The 19,355-nt window shown below is 37.2% G+C and carries 16 protein-coding genes; 3 read left to right on the top strand and 13 right to left on the bottom strand.

All coding sequences use genetic code 11. From position 1 onward, the window contains the following. Window positions 1–309 precede the first annotated feature (309 nt). The 4 genes from LG296_RS05660 to coxB are packed head-to-tail and all read right to left on the bottom strand — an operon-like array spanning window position 310 to window position 4,286. Window positions 310–651: a cytochrome C oxidase subunit IV family protein gene (locus LG296_RS05660; protein ID WP_107934922.1), complete on the bottom strand. Its 342-nt coding sequence runs from the start codon at window positions 649–651 to the stop codon at window positions 310–312. Window position 652: 1 nt separating this feature from the next. Continuing rightward, on the bottom strand, window positions 653–1,282 hold the full coding sequence (locus tag LG296_RS05655; RefSeq protein ID WP_107934923.1) for a cytochrome (ubi)quinol oxidase subunit III: 630 nt from the start codon (window positions 1,280–1,282) through the stop codon (window positions 653–655). Then, window positions 1,282–3,177, bottom strand: a complete 1,896-nt coding sequence (locus tag LG296_RS05650; protein ID WP_107934924.1) for a cytochrome c oxidase subunit I — start codon at window positions 3,175–3,177, stop codon at window positions 1,282–1,284. The genes LG296_RS05655 and LG296_RS05650 overlap by 1 nt, the downstream gene beginning before the upstream one ends. A 38-nt stretch (window positions 3,178–3,215) precedes the next feature. Next, complete coding sequence (coxB, locus tag LG296_RS05645) at window positions 3,216–4,286, bottom strand: cytochrome c oxidase subunit II (protein WP_107934925.1); 1,071 nt, start codon at window positions 4,284–4,286, stop codon at window positions 3,216–3,218. A gap of 1,239 nt (window positions 4,287–5,525) precedes the next feature. Between coxB and LG296_RS05640 the strand changes: the two genes are divergently transcribed. Continuing rightward, window positions 5,526–6,452: a heme A synthase gene (locus LG296_RS05640; protein WP_251397057.1), complete on the top strand. Its 927-nt coding sequence runs from the start codon at window positions 5,526–5,528 to the stop codon at window positions 6,450–6,452. Between the two features lie 175 nt (window positions 6,453–6,627). Here the strand turns inward: LG296_RS05640 and pyc are convergent, their stop codons facing one another. From pyc to LG296_RS05625, 3 genes are all read right to left on the bottom strand, one after another. Then, window positions 6,628–10,062 (bottom strand): pyruvate carboxylase, encoded by a 3,435-nt coding sequence (gene pyc / locus LG296_RS05635; protein ID WP_404427650.1) that lies wholly within the window; start codon window positions 10,060–10,062, stop codon window positions 6,628–6,630. Window positions 10,063–10,073: 11 nt separating this feature from the next. Beyond that, window positions 10,074–11,243 carry an FtsW/RodA/SpoVE family cell cycle protein gene (locus LG296_RS05630; protein ID WP_251397050.1) on the bottom strand — a complete coding sequence of 390 codons (1,170 nt, stop codon included), beginning with the start codon at window positions 11,241–11,243 and terminating at the stop codon, window positions 10,074–10,076. A gap of 117 nt (window positions 11,244–11,360) precedes the next feature. After that, window positions 11,361–11,642, bottom strand: coding sequence for a YlaN family protein (locus LG296_RS05625; protein WP_107934929.1), 282 nt, complete (start codon window positions 11,640–11,642; stop codon window positions 11,361–11,363). Window positions 11,643–11,819: 177 nt separating this feature from the next. On the opposite strand from LG296_RS05625, the gene LG296_RS05620 reads away from it, so the two are divergent. Both LG296_RS05620 and LG296_RS05615 read left to right on the top strand, forming a co-directional pair. Continuing rightward, window positions 11,820–12,320 (top strand): hypothetical protein, encoded by a 501-nt coding sequence (locus tag LG296_RS05620; protein WP_107934930.1) that lies wholly within the window; start codon window positions 11,820–11,822, stop codon window positions 12,318–12,320. A gap of 14 nt (window positions 12,321–12,334) precedes the next feature. After that, window positions 12,335–12,538: a YlaI family protein gene (locus tag LG296_RS05615; protein ID WP_107934931.1), complete on the top strand. Its 204-nt coding sequence runs from the start codon at window positions 12,335–12,337 to the stop codon at window positions 12,536–12,538. A gap of 46 nt (window positions 12,539–12,584) precedes the next feature. Here LG296_RS05615 and LG296_RS05610 read toward each other — a convergent pair whose 3' ends face one another. The 6 genes from LG296_RS05610 to typA all read right to left on the bottom strand — a co-directional run bounded on the left by LG296_RS05610 (window position 12,585) and on the right by typA (window position 19,249). Beyond that, window positions 12,585–13,379, bottom strand: a complete 795-nt coding sequence (locus tag LG296_RS05610) for an ABC transporter permease (protein ID WP_251397048.1) — start codon at window positions 13,377–13,379, stop codon at window positions 12,585–12,587. Beyond that, complete coding sequence (locus LG296_RS05605; protein WP_404427649.1) at window positions 13,372–14,139, bottom strand: ABC transporter ATP-binding protein; 768 nt, start codon at window positions 14,137–14,139, stop codon at window positions 13,372–13,374. Before LG296_RS05605 ends, LG296_RS05610 begins: the two co-directional genes overlap by 8 nt. Next, entirely contained in the window at window positions 14,140–15,138 is a 999-nt protein-coding gene (locus tag LG296_RS05600) for an ABC transporter substrate-binding protein (RefSeq protein ID WP_404427648.1), read from the bottom strand. 109 nt (window positions 15,139–15,247) lie between these two features. Further along, entirely contained in the window at window positions 15,248–16,498 is a 1,251-nt protein-coding gene (locus LG296_RS05595; RefSeq protein WP_404427647.1) for a Bcr/CflA family multidrug efflux MFS transporter, read from the bottom strand. A gap of 470 nt (window positions 16,499–16,968) precedes the next feature. Then, a complete protein-coding gene (locus LG296_RS05590; RefSeq protein WP_251397694.1) occupies window positions 16,969–17,274 on the bottom strand; it encodes a YlaH-like family protein in 306 nt (101 codons plus the stop codon). A gap of 133 nt (window positions 17,275–17,407) precedes the next feature. Then, window positions 17,408–19,249 carry a translational GTPase TypA gene (gene typA, locus LG296_RS05585; RefSeq protein ID WP_251397040.1) on the bottom strand — a complete coding sequence of 614 codons (1,842 nt, stop codon included), beginning with the start codon at window positions 19,247–19,249 and terminating at the stop codon, window positions 17,408–17,410. Window positions 19,250–19,355: the final 106 nt, after the last annotated feature.

The raw sequence follows: 19,355 nt of genomic DNA, 5'->3' as shown, positions 1-19,355 counted from the left end.
CCGGGTAAGCACATGCACTTTCACACCATCTATCCGCCTCATTTACTAGGTATGACCTTCGACAGAAAGGACTTTGTTTTGTCTTGCAAACTCATCCAGTCGTAACTAGCCTTGTATGAGATTCGTGTTCCTCGGACCGGTGTTTTGCCTCCAGCTTCCTTCAGATTCCGCGTCGCCACGGACACCCTTGCTCTTGGCTAACCTCTACTTCTGTCTTCGGGGTTCGGGACTTACACCCTATAGTTCATGCGCATGCCGGGCGCACAAGAAAACAAGCCGCTCAAAAATGAGCGACTTGTTTTTATATTCTTACCACCAAATGATTGTTAAGAACGTTAAGAACATCGTAAATGCGATTACCGCACCAAACCATACAAATGTCGAAATAACACCCATGTGGCTTGCTTTTTTATCATCCATGTGCATGAAAGAATATAATTGTAATACAACTTGAACACCAGCTAAAAGCAGAATAACAGGTTTAATATAATAAGCTGAGAAATCTGCTACTACTACAGCAAATGCTAAGAATGTTAAGAAAATCATAATCGCAAAATTAATTACTTGCTTACGCATGTGAACAGCGTTGTGATGACGGTCATACTCAAACTGTTTTTTTGATTTTGCTTGAACTTGTGTATCGTGTCCCATATTATCCTAACACCCCCATCAAGTAAACTACAGTAAAGATGAATACCCAAATTACATCAATAAAGTGCCAGAAGATAGCAGCAGCATAGTATTTTGGAGCATTGTATAAGCTTAGTCCGCGTCTTGCATTACGAACCATTAAACAGATAATCCAAACTAAACCTACTACTACGTGCAATCCGTGCGTTCCTACTAAAGTAAAGAATGCAGATGAGAACGCAGAATGTGTGTAACCAAAACCAATGTGTACATAGTGATAGAACTCATAAATTTCTAGAGCAAGGAATCCAAGACCTAATAATACAGTAATACCCATCCAGATTTGAACGCCTTTGAAATTATGGTTTTTCAAATGATACATTGCATAAACAGAAGTTAATGATGATGTTAAAAGTAACATTGTCATTATAAATGCTAATGGTAACTCAAATAAGTTAGCAGCAGTGAATTCTGCACCCATACCTGCTGGACCTTTATCTTTTAAAGAAAGGTAAGTAGCAAATACACTGGCGAAAAGCGTAATATCACTACAAATGAAAATCCAAATTCCTACGAATTTATTTTTCCCTTCCATTGTTGCTTGTTCTGGCTTATCTGGCCAAGTTTGTGGGGTGAATTTTGTTTCTTCCATTATTTGTTACCCCCTTTTCCATAAAGCTCTTCTTCAGTTGCAATAACTTCTTCAACGTGTACATGGAAACCATGATCATCCTTCACAGAACGAACTATCATAGCACCAACAGTGATAGCTAAACCAAGAATCAATACTGGAATTGCCCATGGTTTGTCGCCATCTGGGTGATATAAAGCACCAAATGCTGCTACAAAAGTACCGATTGACATGATTAAAGGTAAAATTGAATTGTTAGGCATGTGAATGTCACCAAGTGGCTCTGCATAAATCATACCTTCTTCGTTACCATCATGCTTTTCTAACCAATATGGGTCATACCCACGTACAAGCGGTGTTTGTTTAAAGTTATAGAATGGTACTGGAGTTTTAATCGCCCACTCAAGTGAACGTCCATCTCCCCAGTAGTCGCGGCAATTTAATGGTTTTGATTTAGCACTCAAAATAATATTGATTACTAATAAGATTACACCAATTGCCATTAAGATAGCACCGATTGATGAGATAAAGTTAAATAAATCCCATCCTTGATTTGCTTGGTAAGTGAATACACGACGTGGCATACCCATTAAACCTAAGAAATGTTGAATGAAGAATGTACAGTGGAACCCGATAAAGAAGATCCAGAATGTCCAAACCCCTAATCTTTCGCTTAACGCACGGTTAAACATAATTGGCCAATAGAAGTGCATTGAACCAAAGATCGCTGTAACAATACCACCTACGATTACGTAGTGGAAGTGAGCAACGATAAAGTATGAATCGTGTAATTGATAGTCAAGTGGTGCAGCTGCCTGCATTACACCTGTTACCCCACCTGCTACGAATGATGGAATAAATCCTAATGCATATAGCATAGGTACTGTTACTTTTACTGAACCGCCCCAAATGGTCATAATCCAGTTAAATACCTTCATACCTGTAGGAACGGCAATAGCCATTGTTGCAACGGCAAAGATTGCATTAGCTGTAGCACCAAGTCCAGTTGTGAACATATGGTGGGCCCAAACCATGAATCCTAGGAAACCGATTAAGATTGTAGCGAATACCATTGAAGAGTATCCGAATAAACGTTTACGAGCAAATACCGGAATGATTTCAGAGAATAATCCGAATGCAGGTAAAACTAAGATATATACTTCAGGGTGACCGAAAATCCAGAATAAATGCTCCCAAATTACTGTGTTACCACCCATAGTATGGTCGAAGAAGTTTGCTCCGAACATACGGTCAACTAACATTAAGAATAAACCTACTGTTAATGGAGGGAATGCGAATAAAATTAATGCACTTGAAATTAATGAAGTCCAAGTAAATAATGGCATACGCATAAATGTCATACCAGGTGCACGCATAGTGATAATTGTTACGATAAAGTTAATACCTGAAATTAACGTACCAGCACCAGAAATTTGTAAACCTAATACATAAAAGTCAATACCATGTCCAGGTGAGTATATAGCTAATGACGCATAGTTTGTCCAACCAGCATCAGGTGCTCCACCTAAAAAGAATGATAAGTGTAAGAAGATTGCTCCTAAAAAGAACAACCAAAATCCTAAAGAGTTCAGGAATGGGAATGCAACGTCACGTGCACCAATCTGTAACGGTACGATAGCATTCATAAATCCAAATAGCAATGGTGTTGCTGCTAAGAATAGCATTGTCGTACCATGCATTGTTAATAATTCGTTAAAAGTACCGGCTGAAACAAAATCACTGTTTGGAATCATTAACTGAAGACGCATTAAAAGTGCTTCAAAACCTGCGATTGCAAAGAATAAAGTACCGGCAAATAGATACATTACGCCAAGTTTCTTATGATCGACAGTTGTTAAATAGTCCCATAGTGTTGCTCCGAAGCCCTTTTTATTGGAAACTGCGGCAGAGCTCACAACTTTAACCTCCTTCAAGTGTTACTATCTAGTTCAAATTATTCTTCAATAGACAAGCCCATGATGTAATCTGCAACTGCACTGATTTCTTCATCAGAAAGCTCACCATATTTACCAGTCATTAAGTTACCTGGTTTAATAGTTTCTGGATCATCAATCCATTGCTCTAAGTTTTCTTTCGTATGCTCAAGTACACCAGCAACACGATTACGATCACCAAATGTTGTTAAGTTTGGTCCCATAGCTCCAGTAGTACCTACGCCAGAAACTGCGTGACACATTAAACAGCTGTTAGCAAACGTTTGTTCACCAACGTCAGCTGAATCAGCAGAAGCTGTTTGTCCTTCAGTAGCTTGCATTGCTGCTACCCAATTATCGAAACCATCACGGTCAAGTACTTTAACTTTGAAGTCCATTAAAGCATGTGAAGGACCACAAAGCTCAGCACATTTACCATAGAATACGCCTTGCTCTAAACCTTCTGATTCTTCGTCAAATTGTAAATAGAATTTGTTAACGTTTTCAACGTTAGTATCCATTTTACCACCGACAGCTGGAATCCAGAATGAGTGTTTTACATCAGCAGCTTTTAAGTTAAAGTAAACTTTTTCACCAGTAGGAACAACAAGTTCTTGAGCTGTTACAATACCTTGTTCTGGATATTCAAATTCCCACCAATATAATTTTGCAGTAACATTTACTGTTAATGCAGTTTTGTTTCCTTCTTCATCTACCTCATCCATTGCTCTTACATCTGCAAGTTTATAAGTAGAAATTAAAGTTGGAACCGCAAGGATTAAAAGTAATACGATTGGAATTACTGTCCAAATTACTTCTAAAGTATGACTTCCTTCTACTTGTTTTGGCATGTAGTCTTCGCCTAATTTAGAACGGCGAGCCTTCATAAAAGCATACAAATAAAGAACTGATACTACTATTGTTACTAATGCCATAATTGCAATTGAGAATAATAGTAAATTAAATTGTTCTTTCCCCACTGCACCTGTTGGTTTAAGTGTTGTAATATAATCTTCACCACAGGCAGAAAGGAAAACTGTCATTACAGCTAACAGCGAGAAAAGACGCCATTTTTTAAGCCCTTTCATCATAGCTTATTTAACCCCTCTTTCTTTGTTGTATTTCATGTGTAACCAGGATATTGGTTTTTTAGTTCTATGTGAATCCCTTTTCAAAGAAGAATTCCAAAATGAAAAACACACACATACAAGATATTCTTAAAAATGAAAAAGCAGTTTTTCAAGAATCTCTTTCTGTGCTAAAACTTTTAACCGTCTAGAGCTAGCCAAGCATATTCAGTAGTGTAGCCAAAAATGATACAGCCTGTTCAAAATATTTCTATAAAAGTCACACTATAGACAGCCTTCATATTACCATAGTAATGTTACGTGGTTTCAACTTTTCTACAATAGCATTGGTATATATCCCGTTTGATATTCCTCAGTGCATTTATGATCTTAATGCTACAACTAAATGCTATAAAAAATATTAAATACATTTATTGAATATCAACAGTTATGTAGTAGTAATAAACCACTGTTCCCTCTTACTAATTACTTTAACCTCTTTGAATAGGACATTCGCTAGTTCCCCAAATAGTCACACATGTTGGCAACATGCATTGCCTGACATAACAAAACCTCACCTACAAATCATAAAAGTTAATTGATCTAAATGTCTCACTTTTCGTTTTCGTTGTTGATGAAAAACTGACTTTCTTCTTTTATTTCATACCTTGATAACAAACTGCTATAAAATGTGTTCATCAATCACCTAAATCCCAATTTTTAAAATCAACATGAGACTTAAGTATGAATTAAAAATTTGTAATAAGTGCAAGAAATTCATCTTAAAAAGCAAGTCGTCTTCGTTTTTTACAACTAACACATCAAGTTAAGAACAGGAGATCTGTATTCCTTTCATTTTTGTAAGCATATTTCGCTAACAATAACTATATCGAAATTTGTTCGTGATTTCTAGACATTAAGTTAAATTTCGATGAAGTTTGTCAAAAAGCAGGTTATGTTAACCAAATGTAATATGAACATCTCTATAGTAATGCATTTTACGGGAAGATTTGTGAATGTAATAGCACGAAATTATGAACAATTTGTGAAAACCCCTATGCTTCATGAAACCTTCTACTGTTTCAAGTTGTCTTTTATCTATTTATTCGCTATCATCATAAAAGCAGAGAAGCTTTTTACACTGAATGTAATATTTATTATTTTACCGTAACAGTGTTCGGAAAACATCGAATTTCACCTAATTGGGATAAATCGAGTTCTCCTAAATAAGCGTATTGATAGAAAAAGTAGGTGGCACATAATATGCAAGAAAAACAAAGTAAATTATTGAAGTGGATTGCTTTGGCTACAACAATCGGTATGTTGCTTATTCTTCTTGGTGGAGCCCTTGTTACAAAAACTGAAAGCGGTTTAGGCTGTGGTCGAAACTGGCCAGATTGTAATGGGTCCCTTATTCCAAAAGAAATAACAAAAGAAGTTTTAATAGAATTCTCACATCGTTTTGTTACAGGTTCTGTATCAATTCTTGTCTTAGCTTTAGTGATTGGAACTTGGCGTAAGCTTGGACATATTCGTGAAGTAAAGTTTTTAGGCGTTTTAGCAATTTTTTTCCTTGTAGCTCAAGCATTAATCGGGGCTGCTCAAGTTCTTTGGGGACAAGGTGACTTTATCCTCGCACTTCACTTTGGAATCTCATTAATATCATTTGCCAGTATTTTGCTACTTGCAATGATTGTATTCGAAGTAGATACCAAATTTGATGCCGATAAAGTATTCGTTGGTAAAAAACTAAAATGGCATACAATAGGCGTTTCATTATATTCTTATATCGTTGTTTATACAGGAGCTTTAGTTCGTCATACCCAATCTAGCTTAGTATGTACTGACTGGCCATTATGCAACAACGAAAATCCGTTTGCACTACCAAATAATCTGTATGAATGGGTTCAAATGGGGCACCGATTTGCAGTACTTTTAATTTTTATTTGGGTTACATATATTATGATTCATGCCATTAAGCAATATAAAAATCAGCGTGTAATTTATTGGGGCTGGATAGTAGCATTCCTTATCCTGTTGGCACAAATGACAACTGGTATGCTCATCATTTTGACAAAGCTTAATCTGTTGGTGTCATTACTTCACTCATTATTTATCTCGTGCTTGTTTGGTCTATTGTGTTATATGATTTTACTAGTGTCACGCAGCAATTATAATGAGAAAAAATAATTAGTATTAAGTGTAGTGGATTTTCCGCTACACTTTTTATTTTGCTAAAAGTGGCATTTTTGATTCGAAATCCCACTTTAAGATTTTTGCATTTTCTTCTCGAGCCCGCATAATGTATCTCCTCTATATCACGAACAAAAAAGGGCAACGAGAGTTTCCCCGTTGCCCGATTCCTTTATTCTAATTCAATTAGTAGATCGCCAGTTGAGATGGCGTCTCCTGCTATTACATGTACCTCTTTAACTACTCCATCTTTTGGTGCTTGAACTGTTGTTTCCATTTTCATAGCTTCTGTAATTAATAGGTGGTCACCGCGTTTTACTGGGCTACCTTTAGAAACTACCACTTTAAGAACTGTTCCTGGCATTGTTGCACCAATTTGATTTGGATTGCTTGGATCTGCTTTTAGTGATACATTTCCATCTACTTCTACAGTCAGATCCTGAATTACTAATTCACGAGATTGACCGTTTAGCTCGAAGTACATAATTCGAGTACCATCATGCTGTGGCTCACCAATTTCAATCAATTTAATAATTAAAGTTTTCCCTTTTTCGATTTCAACTTCGATTTCTTCTCCAAGTTTTAGACCGTAAAGGAATGTTGGTGTATCTAACACCGAGATATCTCCAAATAGATTTTGCGCTGTTACATAGTCTTCAAACACCTTAGGATATAAAGCATACGCTAACACATCTTGATGTGAAACAGGGCGTCCTATTTTTTCTGTTAGCTCTTTTTCAAGTGCTTCAAAGTTTACTGGCTCTAGTAATTCACCAGGTCTAACAGTAATCGCTTCACGATCCTTTAAAATTACCTTTTGTAATTCTTGAGGGAAGCCACCTGGAATTTGACCTAAATAGCCTTGGAATAATTCAACAACTGAATCTGGGAAGTCAACTGTTAAACCACGCTCGAAAATATTATTTTCGTTTAAGTCATTTTGAACCATGAATAATGCCATATCGCCAACTACTTTTGAAGAAGGCGTTACCTTCACGATATCACCGAATAATAGGTTCACTCGTGCATACATTTTCTTTACTTCATCCCAACGATCTCCTAAACCTACTGCTTTCGCTTGCTGCTGAAGATTACTGTATTGTCCACCTGGCATTTCATGTACATAAATTTCTGAATGCGGGCTATTCATGCCACTTTCAAAGTCACTATAAAACGTACGAACATCCTGCCAATAAGTTGATAATTCCTCAAGTGCATTAATATCAGCACGAACTTCACGCTTTGTGCCCTTCATAGCATAATACAATGAATTTGCACTTGGTTGAGAAGTTAAGCCGGACATTGAACCAAGAGCTGTATCAATAATGTCTACACCAGCCTCGATCGCTTTAGCATACGTATAAATACCGTTTCCACTTGTATCATGTGTATGAAGATGGATTGGTAGATCAGTAGAATCTTTCAATTCAGAAATCAAACGATATGCTGCTTCAGGCTTTAGTAAGCCAGCCATGTCTTTAATTGCTAAAATATGAGCTCCTGCAGCCTCTAATTCTTTTGCCATATCTTTATAGTACTGAACAGAATACTTCGCACGAGAATCATCTAAAATGTCTCCCGTATAGCAAATTGCTGCTTCTGCAATTTTTCCTGTTTGACGTACTTCATCAATTGCAACTTCCATGCCTTTAATCCAGTTTAAGCTATCGAAAATTCTGAAAACATCGACTCCAGAAGAGGCAGATTCTTTGATAAACTCACGAATTAAATTATCCGGATAGTTTTTATAGCCTACTGCATTTGCTCCTCGTAAAAGCATTTGGAATAGCACGTTTGGCATTTGTTCACGTAATTTTTCTAGGCGAGCCCATGGATCTTCTTTTAGGAAGCGGTAAGCCACATCAAATGTTGCCCCTCCCCATAATTCAAACGAGAAGAAATCATTTAGCATACGGGCATTGTAATCTGCAATTTGGTACATATCCTGTGAACGAACACGAGTAGCTAGCAGTGATTGATGGGCATCACGGAAGGTTGTATCCGTTAACAAAACTTCTTTTTGTTCTTTTACCCAAGAAATAAGCCCCTCTGCTCCGCGCTCATCTAAAATTTGCTTTGTACCAGGTTGAATTTCAGATTTTAAATCAAATTTCGGTTTATTTGGTTGTGCTAAAATCGGCTTTGAACGTTTTTCAACGCCTGGGAAACCGTTTAGCGTTACATTCCCAATGTAATTTAACACTTTTGTTCCTCTGTCTTTACGAACAGGGAAGTTAAATAATTCAGGAGTTGTGTCGATAAAGCTAGTATCAAACACACCTGATATAAAGTTATCGTGAAGTACCACGTTTTCTAAAAATGGAATATTTGTTTTAACGCCTCGGATACGGAATTCTCGTAAATTACGGTGCATTTTGGCCGATGCTTCTTTAAATGTCATTCCCCATGTTGAAATTTTAACAAGTAAAGAATCGTAATATGGTGTTACTACTGCACCCTGGAAGCCATTTCCTGCATCTAAACGTACTCCAAAGCCACCACTTGAACGGTAAACCATTAGCTTACCAGTATCTGGCATGAAATCGTTTGCTGGATCCTCTGTTGTTACACGTGATTGAATCGCATAACCGAATAGTGGGATTTCGCTTTGTTTTGGAATTCCAATTTCCTCTGAATGGATATAGTGACCCTCAGCAATTTTAATTTGGGCATGAACGATATCAATTCCTGTAATCATTTCTGTAATTGTATGTTCTACCTGAATTCTAGGATTTACTTCAATAAAGTAGAACTCATCACCTGAAACTAAAAACTCAACAGTACCTGCATTTATGTACTCTACATTTTTCATCAATTGTACAGCAGCATCACAGATTCGATTTCGAAGCTCATCTGAAATTGAATTTGATGGGGCTATTTCAACTACCTTTTGGTGACGTCTTTGAATCGAGCAATCACGCTCATAAAGGTGGACAATATTGCCTGAAGTATCTCCCAAAATTTGCACTTCAATATGCTTCGGTTTAATAATTGCTTTTTCTACATACACTTCGTCCGAGCCAAAAGCAGCCTTTGCTTCAGACTTTGCACGTTCGTAGCTAGACGCCAGCTCGTCTTTTGAATGGACAAGTCGCATACCACGACCACCACCACCAAGTGCAGCTTTAATCATTAATGGATAGCCATGAGATTCTCCAAATTCTACTACCTCATCGATACTAGAAACCGGCCCATCTGTTCCTGGGATAACTGGGATTTTTGCAGCAATCGCTTGTTCTCTTGCTTTTACCTTGTCGCCAAACATATCAAGATGCTCAGAAGTAGGACCGATAAAGATAATTCCTGCATCTTCACAGCGTCTAGCAAATTCAAGATTTTCTGATAAGAAGCCATATCCAGGGTGAATAGCATCAACATTTGCCTGCTTTGCTATTTCAATGATTCCTTCGATATCTAAGTAAGCATCAATCGGCTTTTTACCTTCCCCAACTAGGTAGGACTCATCCGATTTGTAACGATGATATGAACCACTATCTTCCCTTGAGTAAATTGCAACAGTTTTAAGCTTTAATTCGTTACATGCACGAAAAATACGGATTGCAATTTCTCCACGGTTTGCAACTAAAATTTTGTTAATTTTTTTCACAATGAATCCCCCTATAACTTCTTCTCAAGCTTGACATACATGGAAACATTCACTAATATTCCCATCGCAAAAGATAATAATAATATAGATGTTCCGCCATAACTGATAAATGGTAACGTAACACCGGTTAACGGGATAAGACCCGATAATCCCCCAAGGTTTACAAAAGATTGAACAGCGATCCAGCTGCCGATACCGGCTGCTATCATTCTAGCAAGTGGATCCTTAGTTTTTAGAGCAATAGTTAACGCTCTAAATATGATAAATCCTAAACCACCTAATACAATTATTACACCTAAAATCCCTAGCTCTTCAGCGATAATTGCCATGATGAAATCCGTTTGAGGTTCGGGTAAATAGCCTAACTTTTGAACAGATTGACCTAAGCCAACCCCCTCTAAGCCACCAGAGCCTATTGCAATATATCCATTGATTACCTGATAACTGGAGCCGTCTTCATATTCAAAAGGGTTTAAAAATGATTTAATACGGCCCATCCTGTTATCTGTAAGGATTGCGTTGCCCTTTACTAATATGATTAGGCCAATAAGGGCTGAGCCAAATCCTATTATCACTGTGAAGAACTTGATAAACTTCTTGAATTGGATACCGCTAGCTGCAACTACAGCTACCGCTATACCCGATAATATTAATACAGCACCTAAATCGGTTTCTGTCCCAACAAACATAATAATAATCAACCAAACAAGTATTGGATAAACAATATTATTTGGCTCTAAATTTTCCATAGGGTTATTTAAGCTTTTTCTATAAAAAGCACCCGCAAAATACAAGATTATAAATAGTTTAGCAAATTCAGAGGGCTGGAAGTTCATTAGCCCAAATGGGTTAATCCAGCTTTTTGCTCCACCAGCATCTATTCCATCAATTTTTACCCATGCTAGTAAAACCAAAACAAGTAAAGTCAAAATTTGCATAACTTTTTTGTTACTGAAGTGTTTATAAGGTATAAATGCACCTACTAGAAATGCTACCGCTGCAACGCATAAGTTCAAGAGCTGCTTTCGATAGTAGAATGTAGGTGTACCATCCTCGTTAACAATACTGACCATAATACTCGAGCTATAAATCATTACAAGTCCAAATAGACATAAGAATAAATAAGTAAAGAACAAAGGATAATCAAAATTCCTCACATAATAATTTAGATATTTTCTCATTTTCAATTCCCCATCTTTATTAGAAACCATTAAGTACTGCTAAACTTAGTTTCCCATTTGCAGATAAGCTCATCTGTAAAAAAAACTCAAATCGCCAAAATGCGTTTGAGTTTTAAATTATTTGTTTGTATACGCTTCATGTAACAAGGAAAGTTCTTTTTCTAATGTATCTAGAATTTCTTTACCTCGTTCACGATCGATTAATCCAAGCTTTACAGCAAAATCAATCTCACGTGATAAGCCAAACATTTGAGTATCTAATACTTCTTCATATAAAGGACATGATGGCATTGTTAAATGATCCATTTGAACTTTTATTAAACGTGCAATTTTATCTGCATCCATTAGCAGTAATTCCAAAGCTTGTTCCTGGTAGGAAGCTTGTGATTTCGTATCCATGAGGACGCCCCCATCATTTGAATTTCTTCTATTCTATCTTATTAAAGTTTATCTTTTAGCTGGTAAAAATGCAAGTGTCTACATATGAAAAGGTAACTTTTGATTTATATTTCTTTATTAATTGCTATAAGTAGCGTTATACTAAAATGGATATATAGATTTAGGGGGACTTTTGCAATGGAAAGTATTATACCAGTTAAAGGTGCAGTTAAATATAAAATCACACTAGATCCAACAGTTTGGATTTTTGATGATCGTCGAATAGATTTAAAAACTTTCTTCCTGGAAAAACAAGAGACCGAGGATGAGGATTTAAAATATCTTTTAAATACAGGCAGACATTGGTCTCGTGAAATTATGGAGGGGGCAACATTTCCTCCAACCTTAAAAACAGAAAGAAAATTCGATCGCCAAGGCATGAAGACTGGGACATTTGGAATGGAAATTAAATATTTCCTAAAAAATGCTGAGCTCGAGGAGCATGCTAAGCAAGTTGTATTCGAATTAATGGATGGTCAGGAAGTAGCCTTTTCTATCGAAGAAGCAAATACTATCATCTTTAAATATAGTCAGGATGGCAAACCAATTACTGATGGCGGTCCTGTACACCTATTATTTGCAGATGGATCAAATGTAGACAATCCTATTAAAAATATTGCAGCTATTCGAGTTGACTAATAGGAGGCAATTGTATGCGAGTCAAATGTGTAATTTGTGATTCAATTAACGAGCTTGATGATGATTTACCATTAGCAAAGAAATTACGTAATCGACCAATTCACACATATACGTGTCCAGAATGCTATGGTCGTATTGCCGCAAATACAGAAAAAAGATTAGCAACTGGAAATTTCCGCTTCTTCCGTACTTCTTCACCAATTGACGAAGAATTCTAGTACACAAAAAATCCTTGAACTTTAAAATGTGTTCAAGGATTTTATTTTATTCACTTTTAATAAGCTTCTTTTCGAGCAGCTCAACTAGCTGATACATAATTGTAGCGAAAACCGCAATTATCAGTAGTGACATCAGAACTAGGTTGAAGTTAAATACTTGGAAGCCGTAGATGATTAAATATCCAAGCCCTTTCGACGATACCAAGAACTCCCCTACTATAACCCCGACCCAAGATAAGCCGACGTTCACTTTTAAGGTAGAGATAATCGTTGGAAAAGATGAAGGCAATATCGCTTCTTTGAACATTTGAGAGCGGGATGCATTAAAGGTTTGCAATACTTTTAGATAATTAGCATCCACATTTCTAAATGCAGTATAGATTACGATTGTAGAAATAATGACAGATATAATAGCCCCCATCGTAATAATAGAGCCCATACCAGGTCCCATCGCCACAATCAAAATCGGTCCAAGAGCTACCTTTGGCATTGAGTTTAATATAACTAAATATGGATCTAACACCTTCGATAAAAATGGCGACCACCATAGAATCGCGGCTAATATTGCACCTAGCAAAGTACCGAGTATAAACCCTAATACCGTTTCAAATAGGGTATAGCTGATATGCACCAAAATGGAGCCATCTGCAATATTTTCTATAAGTAAATTCGTTACCTTTGATGGTGAACTAAAGATTAATGGGTCAATCCATCTAAAGCGAGATGCCGTTTCCCATAATCCAAAGAATGCAATAAGGATTAACAGCTGGTAGAATCGAACCCATCTTTTTTCTTTTCTAAGAGATTGAAGAAATTGTTCATGCAGTTTTTGATTATTCAAGGCTTTCAAGCTCCTTCCATATCGTTTGGAATAGAGAGGAATAGCTTGAATGTGCTCTTGCTTCAAAAGGTGTCAGGGTCCTTAATTCCTCAGGAACAAGGAAGGTTTGATGCAGCTTTCCGGGACGTGCTGAGAAAAGGAAAATCCGATCACTCATGGCAATGGCTTCCCCAATATCATGAGTAACCAGAACCGCTGTTTTTCCATATTCTTTTAGTTTGTTGGACACTAGATCCTCGAGCTTTAATTTTGATTGGTAATCGAGAGCTGAAAAAGGCTCATCTAGCAAAAGAATCTTCGGATCCACTGCAAGGGTTCTAGCTAGTGCTACTCTTTGTCGCATCCCACCCGATAGCTCTCTTGGATACTTTTTTTCCACAGGTGGTAAGCCGACATCACTTAAAAGACTGGAGGCTACATTTGTGAAGCTTTTTTTCTCCTGCTTTAAGAGCTTCAAGCCAAGCGTGATATTCTCTTCGATTGTTTTCCATGGGAACAGATAATCCTGCTGCAGCATATAGCCAATCGATAAATCCTTATTTCCATAAACCTCTTGATTTTCAATGTGTACTGAGCCTGAAGTTGGTTCAAAAAGACCAGCAATGATGGAAAGAAGGGTTGTTTTACCACAGCCACTAGGCCCGATAAAGGAAACAAATTCTCCTTTATTTATTGTTAGATTAATATCCTGTAGGGCCTCAGTTGCTGCTTCTTTAGAAAAATACGTATGGTGGACGTTGCTGACACTTAGAAAAGACATCTACTCCACGACCTTCTCCGCAAACGTCGTATCTACTAATTCGTTATAATCCATACGTTTTGGTAATTCGCCAGCCTCATCCATAATATCTTGCAGGTTGTTCCACTCTTCTTCATCTAAGATAGGGTCCTTTGCAAAGGATTCCTGCTCACGATAACGTTCTACTACAGTAGCAATCAACTCAACATCTGTATCTTCAAAGAATGGCTGAAGTGCTTCTGCCACTTCCATTGCTGAAGCTTCGTATACGAAATCCTGAGCTTTCTTCAATGCTCTTGTAAACTTCTCGATTGTTTCTGGATCTGCTTTCATAAAGCTTTCCTTCGCCATAAATACCGTATACGGCAAATGACCAGACTCAGTACCAAAGGAAGCTACAATGTGACCTAACCCTTCTGCTTCAAAAACACTTGCAGTTGGTTCGAATAATTGAACATAATCTCCAGTGCCTGAAGCAAAGGCTGTAGATATATTGGCAAAATCAATATTTTGAATTAACTCTAAATCCGCGTGTGGATCAATGCCATTCTTCTTCAAGACAAATTCTCCAGCCATTTGTGGCATTCCACCCTTACGCTGACCGAGGAATGTAGATCCTTTTAGCATATCCCAAGAAAAGTCTTCAATTTCTTCTCGCGCCACTAAGAAAGTACCGTCTGTCTGAGTTAACTGTGCAAAGTTTTTAATCGGATCATTGGCCCCTTGAGCAGACACATAAATTGAGGTTTCCGAACCGACAAGTGCAATATCAATACCACCAGATAACAAAGCCGTCATTGTTTTGTCTCCACCAGCGATTGTAGATAATTCTATGTTTAACCCCTCTTCTTCAAAGAAGCCCTGAGTAATAGCTACATATTGAGGTGCGTAGAAAATGGAGCGAGTTACCTCACCAATTTTGACCGTTTGAAGCTCATCTGAATCATTACACGCTGCTATAAGAAGGACCGCCAGACTTGTTATGACAACCAAAAGACTAGACTTCACCCATTTTTTCAATGCTCCAACCTCCCCTTTTCGTACTATTCGTACTTGTTTATCAAGAGTAGATTATGCTATTTGGGAAAAATGTGTGAATACCTAGAAATCCAAAAAATGCATTGTCCTTTTAGTTAGTTTTCTTATTAAATAGTACTCTTTGTGGTGCTATAACTAACACAAAATAGATTAGTAGAGCACAAAATGTACTTATAGCAATAACAAGTCCCATTGGAATAGCTGTGAGACTTCCTCCGAGCCCTACAAGAGGTGTAGCAATCGCTCCAAGTCCCATCTGCGCCAAACCAATAAAAGCAGAAGCACTTCCAGCATTCTTCCCTTGTCTTTGCATCGCTAAAGATGTACTGGCAGGCGCAACTAACCCTACACTAGAGACAACAAAAAATAATGGTATTAATATCCCGATTAGTCCTAAATCAAGCTGTATCATTATAAATAGAGCCAAGCCTGCTAAAAATGCTTGCGATAAACCGAAGATAAGTAGCTTTTTCTCTCCTACTGTTCGGCTAAGTCTTGAAGAAATCTGTGAAGCTGTAACAATACCAATACTATTGATAGCAAAAACTAGACCAAAAGCCTGTGGAGAAATACCGTAAATATCCTGTAATACGAAGGGTGACCCAGATATATATGCAAACATTCCAGCAAAAACAAAGCCAGATGCCAAGCAATAGCCCATGAATACTCGATCCTTCAGCATCATTCCCATGGAGAGCACAGTTTGTTTTATTCCACCAGTTTGTCGTTTTTCAAAAGGCAAGCTTTCTTTTAGTTTAAAAATGACACCAAGTAATATTCCAGCGCCGATAATACTTAAAATCACAAAAATCCCTTGCCAGCTAGTAAACCTCAGTACTTGCCCACCAACAGTAGGTGCAATAATTGGTGCAATACTGTTTACGAGCATTAGAAGTGCAAAAAACTTTGTCATTTCATAACCCGTATAGTAATCCCGTACAATTGCTCGAGATATGACTATACCTGTTGCACCTGCTAGCCCCTGAATCAACCTCAGTAAGCATAATACGACGATTGAAGAAGTAAAGGCACATAAAATTGAGGCAACAATAAATACAGTCATCCCTATGATTAATGGTTTTCGGCGCCCATGGGCATCACTTAACGGACCAGAGATTAACTGTCCTAAAGCAAGACCAAGTAAGCAAAACATTAGACTTAGCTGCACAGCAGATGCGCTAGTATTTAAATCAGAGGCCAAGGTAGGTAAAGCTGGAAGGTACATATCCATCGAGAATGGTGCCAGTGCTGACAGGAATCCCAGCACAAGAATCCTTCCAACTTGTTTTTTCTTTTTAGTGCTTACCTCTATAGGTAGCTGATTTTCCACATTTAAGGTCATTCTCTTTCCTCCCATGCGTTCGTTTTTTATTTTGCTCTGTTACGGTACATTATTGAATTTTGAGTTGGTATGAGAGAGATTTTATGCGGTAGAATTTTCGGTTATTTTCAACTGAAAGCTTCTAGAAGCCTATATAAGCGAAAGATTTCCGCTTAACCGCTTTAAATTAATGAAAATCCAAGGGTTTAGCCACTTTAAACGAAAAAATTTCCTTTATTTCCATTAAATAATGAGTTTCTGCCAATTTTAGAGGAATTTCTCCGTTTATTTTTCATAAACAACAATATCAGCGTTAGTAATCACAGAGCCTTTTTTTTAAAGATTACCATTAATTACTATATAATTCCTATAAAAATTACCCTTCAATTTCAGGTGATTCTTAATTGAATTTTTATCGGTAACAAAAAGAGGCGACAGACAAAAGTCGTGAATTTCACAACCCTTGTTGTCAGCCTCTTATTAGCTAAATCCTAAGATGCGGCTCTTTTCTCTTCTCTTTTTTCGCGCCATAAGCGTGTCTTATAAAGAATCAAAATTAAAGCAGCAACAATTAAACCTTCAATCATCGGTAAGAAAAGTGCTAAAAACGTTAATACGATACAACCTATAAATAGGAATACATAAATAATGATATTTTGTATTAATTTTAAATCGTTTTTAGCGAATCCAAGCTTATAAACAATTGCAGATAAGATAAAAATCAAAAGAAATGTAACGTATCCAGCAACAGCATAGCTCGGTAAGTTTTCATAAAGATATCGAGTGATACCTGACATACGTCCGAATACAAAGGCCGTTTCACCCGTAGTAGTAGGTGCGGATGCTTGAATATAATTTAGTGTCCCAAACAAGTTCAACTTCTACAACACCTTTCAAAATTCCAGCAAACAAAAAACAAAAACTTAACTATTACTCAGCGAATTTTTTCTTTTTCGCTTGTTTTTCACGTTCGTTTTTATCTAGAACTTGTTTACGTAAACGGATAGATTCAGGTGTTACTTCTAAGTACTCATCTTCATCTAAGAATTCTAGTGCTTCTTCAAGCGTTAAAATACGAGGACGTTTGATAACGTTCGTTGCATCTTTTGTTGCTGAACGTACATTTGTTTTTTGTTTCATTTTTGTAATGTTAACCGTAATATCGTTGTCACGGTTGTTTTCACCAACGATCATACCTTCGTAAATTTCAGTACCTGGTTCAACAAATAGTGTACCACGGTCTTCAATTTGCATCATACCATAAGTAGTTGCTTTTCCTGTTTCCATAGAAACAAGTGCACCTTGGTGACGTCCACCTACACGGCCTGCAACAACTGGTTGATAAGAGTCAAACGTATGGTTGATAATACCGAAACCTTTAGTTAGAGACATGAATTCAGTTGTATAACCGATTAATCCACGAGCTGGAACCATGAAGATTAAACGAACTTGTCCGTTTCCTTCATTGATCATATCTAACATTTCACCTTTACGGTTACCAAGAGATTCGATAATTGAACCAACGCTGTCTTCAGGTACGTCGATTTGTACACGTTCAATTGGTTCTGATTTTACGCCATCAATTTCACGAATGATTACTTGTGGTTTAGACACTTGTAATTCATAGCCTTCACGACGCATGTTTTCGATTAAGATCGATAAGTGAAGCTCACCACGACCAGAAACGACCCAAGCATCTGGTGAATCTGTATCTTCTACACGTAGAGATACGTCTGTTTGTAATTGAGAACGAAGACGCTCTTCGATTTTTCTAGAAGTAATCCATTTTCCTTCACGACCTGCGAATGGAGAGTTGTTTACTAGGAAAGTCATTTGTAAAGTAGGCTCGTCGATACGTAATGGTGTTAACGCCTCTTGATGCTCTACTGGACAAACTGTTTCACCAACGTTGATTTCTTCCATACCTGATACGGCAATTAAATCACCAGAGTATGCTTCTTGGATTTCTTCACGTTTTAAACCAAAGAAACCGAAGATTTTTGTTACACGGAAGTTTTTCACAGTGCCATCAAGTTTCATAAGTGCTACTTGTTGACCTACATGGATTTTCCCGCGGAATACACGACCAATACCAATACGTCCAACGAAGTCATTATAGTCAAGTAATGCTACTTGGAATTGTAATGGCTCTTCAGTTGTATCTTGTGGCGCTGGGATATGCTCGATAATTGATTCAAATAATGATTTCATATTTTCTTCTTGTTTAGATGGGTCTGAATCTAAAGAAGCAGTACCATTTACACCAGAAGCAAATACGACTGGGAATTCTAATTGATCTTCGTCAGCACCTAATTCGATAAGTAAGTCAACTACTTCGTCAACTACCTCGTCAGGACGAGCTGAGTCTTTATCAACTTTGTTAACAACAACAATCGGTGTTAATTTTTGTTCTAGTGCTTTTTTCAATACAAAACGAGTTTGAGGCATACAACCTTCATATGCATCAACTACTAGTAAAACGCCATCTACCATTTTTAAGATACGTTCTACTTCTCCACCGAAATCAGCATGTCCAGGTGTATCAAGGATATTAATTCTTGTACCTTCATAGTTTACAGCTGTATTTTTAGCAAGGATTGTAATCCCGCGTTCACGTTCGATATCATTTGAGTCCATTGCACGTTCTTCTACATGTTCATTTGTACGAAAAGTTCCTGATTGCTTTAACAATTGGTCTACTAAAGTTGTTTTCCCATGGTCAACGTGGGCGATAATTGCGATATTGCGTATATCTTCGCGTAACTTTGTCATTATTCCACTCCATATTCTTTTTTCATATGATTAACTGTGTTATTATAGCACAAGAAGTTCATATTGTCTTTTTATGTTTTTTTACAATTCGACAATATTCCTAGAT

Source organism: Ureibacillus chungkukjangi (assembly GCF_044795995.1).
Lineage (GTDB): Bacteria > Bacillota > Bacilli > Bacillales_A > Planococcaceae > Ureibacillus > Ureibacillus chungkukjangi.
Note: the sequence above shows the minus strand (reverse complement) of the source record. Positions and strands in the feature narration are given on the sequence as shown.

What these genes read in the sequence shown, in the direction of transcription:
- LG296_RS05660 (WP_107934922.1), bottom strand. Translation starts at nt 651, where the DNA reads ATGGGACACGATACACAAGTTCAAGCAAAATCAAAAAAACAGTTTGAG.
- LG296_RS05655 (WP_107934923.1), bottom strand. Translation starts at nt 1,282, where the DNA reads ATGGAAGAAACAAAATTCACCCCACAAACTTGGCCAGATAAGCCAGAA.
- coxB (WP_107934925.1), bottom strand. Translation starts at nt 4,286, where the DNA reads ATGATGAAAGGGCTTAAAAAATGGCGTCTTTTCTCGCTGTTAGCTGTA.
- LG296_RS05640 (WP_251397057.1), top strand. Translation starts at nt 5,526, where the DNA reads ATGCAAGAAAAACAAAGTAAATTATTGAAGTGGATTGCTTTGGCTACA.
- LG296_RS05630 (WP_251397050.1), bottom strand. Translation starts at nt 11,243, where the DNA reads ATGAGAAAATATCTAAATTATTATGTGAGGAATTTTGATTATCCTTTG.
- LG296_RS05625 (WP_107934929.1), bottom strand. Translation starts at nt 11,642, where the DNA reads ATGGATACGAAATCACAAGCTTCCTACCAGGAACAAGCTTTGGAATTA.
- LG296_RS05620 (WP_107934930.1), top strand. Translation starts at nt 11,820, where the DNA reads ATGGAAAGTATTATACCAGTTAAAGGTGCAGTTAAATATAAAATCACA.
- LG296_RS05615 (WP_107934931.1), top strand. Translation starts at nt 12,335, where the DNA reads ATGCGAGTCAAATGTGTAATTTGTGATTCAATTAACGAGCTTGATGAT.
- LG296_RS05605 (WP_404427649.1), bottom strand. Translation starts at nt 14,139, where the DNA reads ATGTCTTTTCTAAGTGTCAGCAACGTCCACCATACGTATTTTTCTAAA.
- LG296_RS05595 (WP_404427647.1), bottom strand. Translation starts at nt 16,498, where the DNA reads ATGACCTTAAATGTGGAAAATCAGCTACCTATAGAGGTAAGCACTAAA.
- LG296_RS05590 (WP_251397694.1), bottom strand. Translation starts at nt 17,274, where the DNA reads ATGTCAGGTATCACTCGATATCTTTATGAAAACTTACCGAGCTATGCT.
- typA (WP_251397040.1), bottom strand. Translation starts at nt 19,249, where the DNA reads ATGACAAAGTTACGCGAAGATATACGCAATATCGCAATTATCGCCCAC.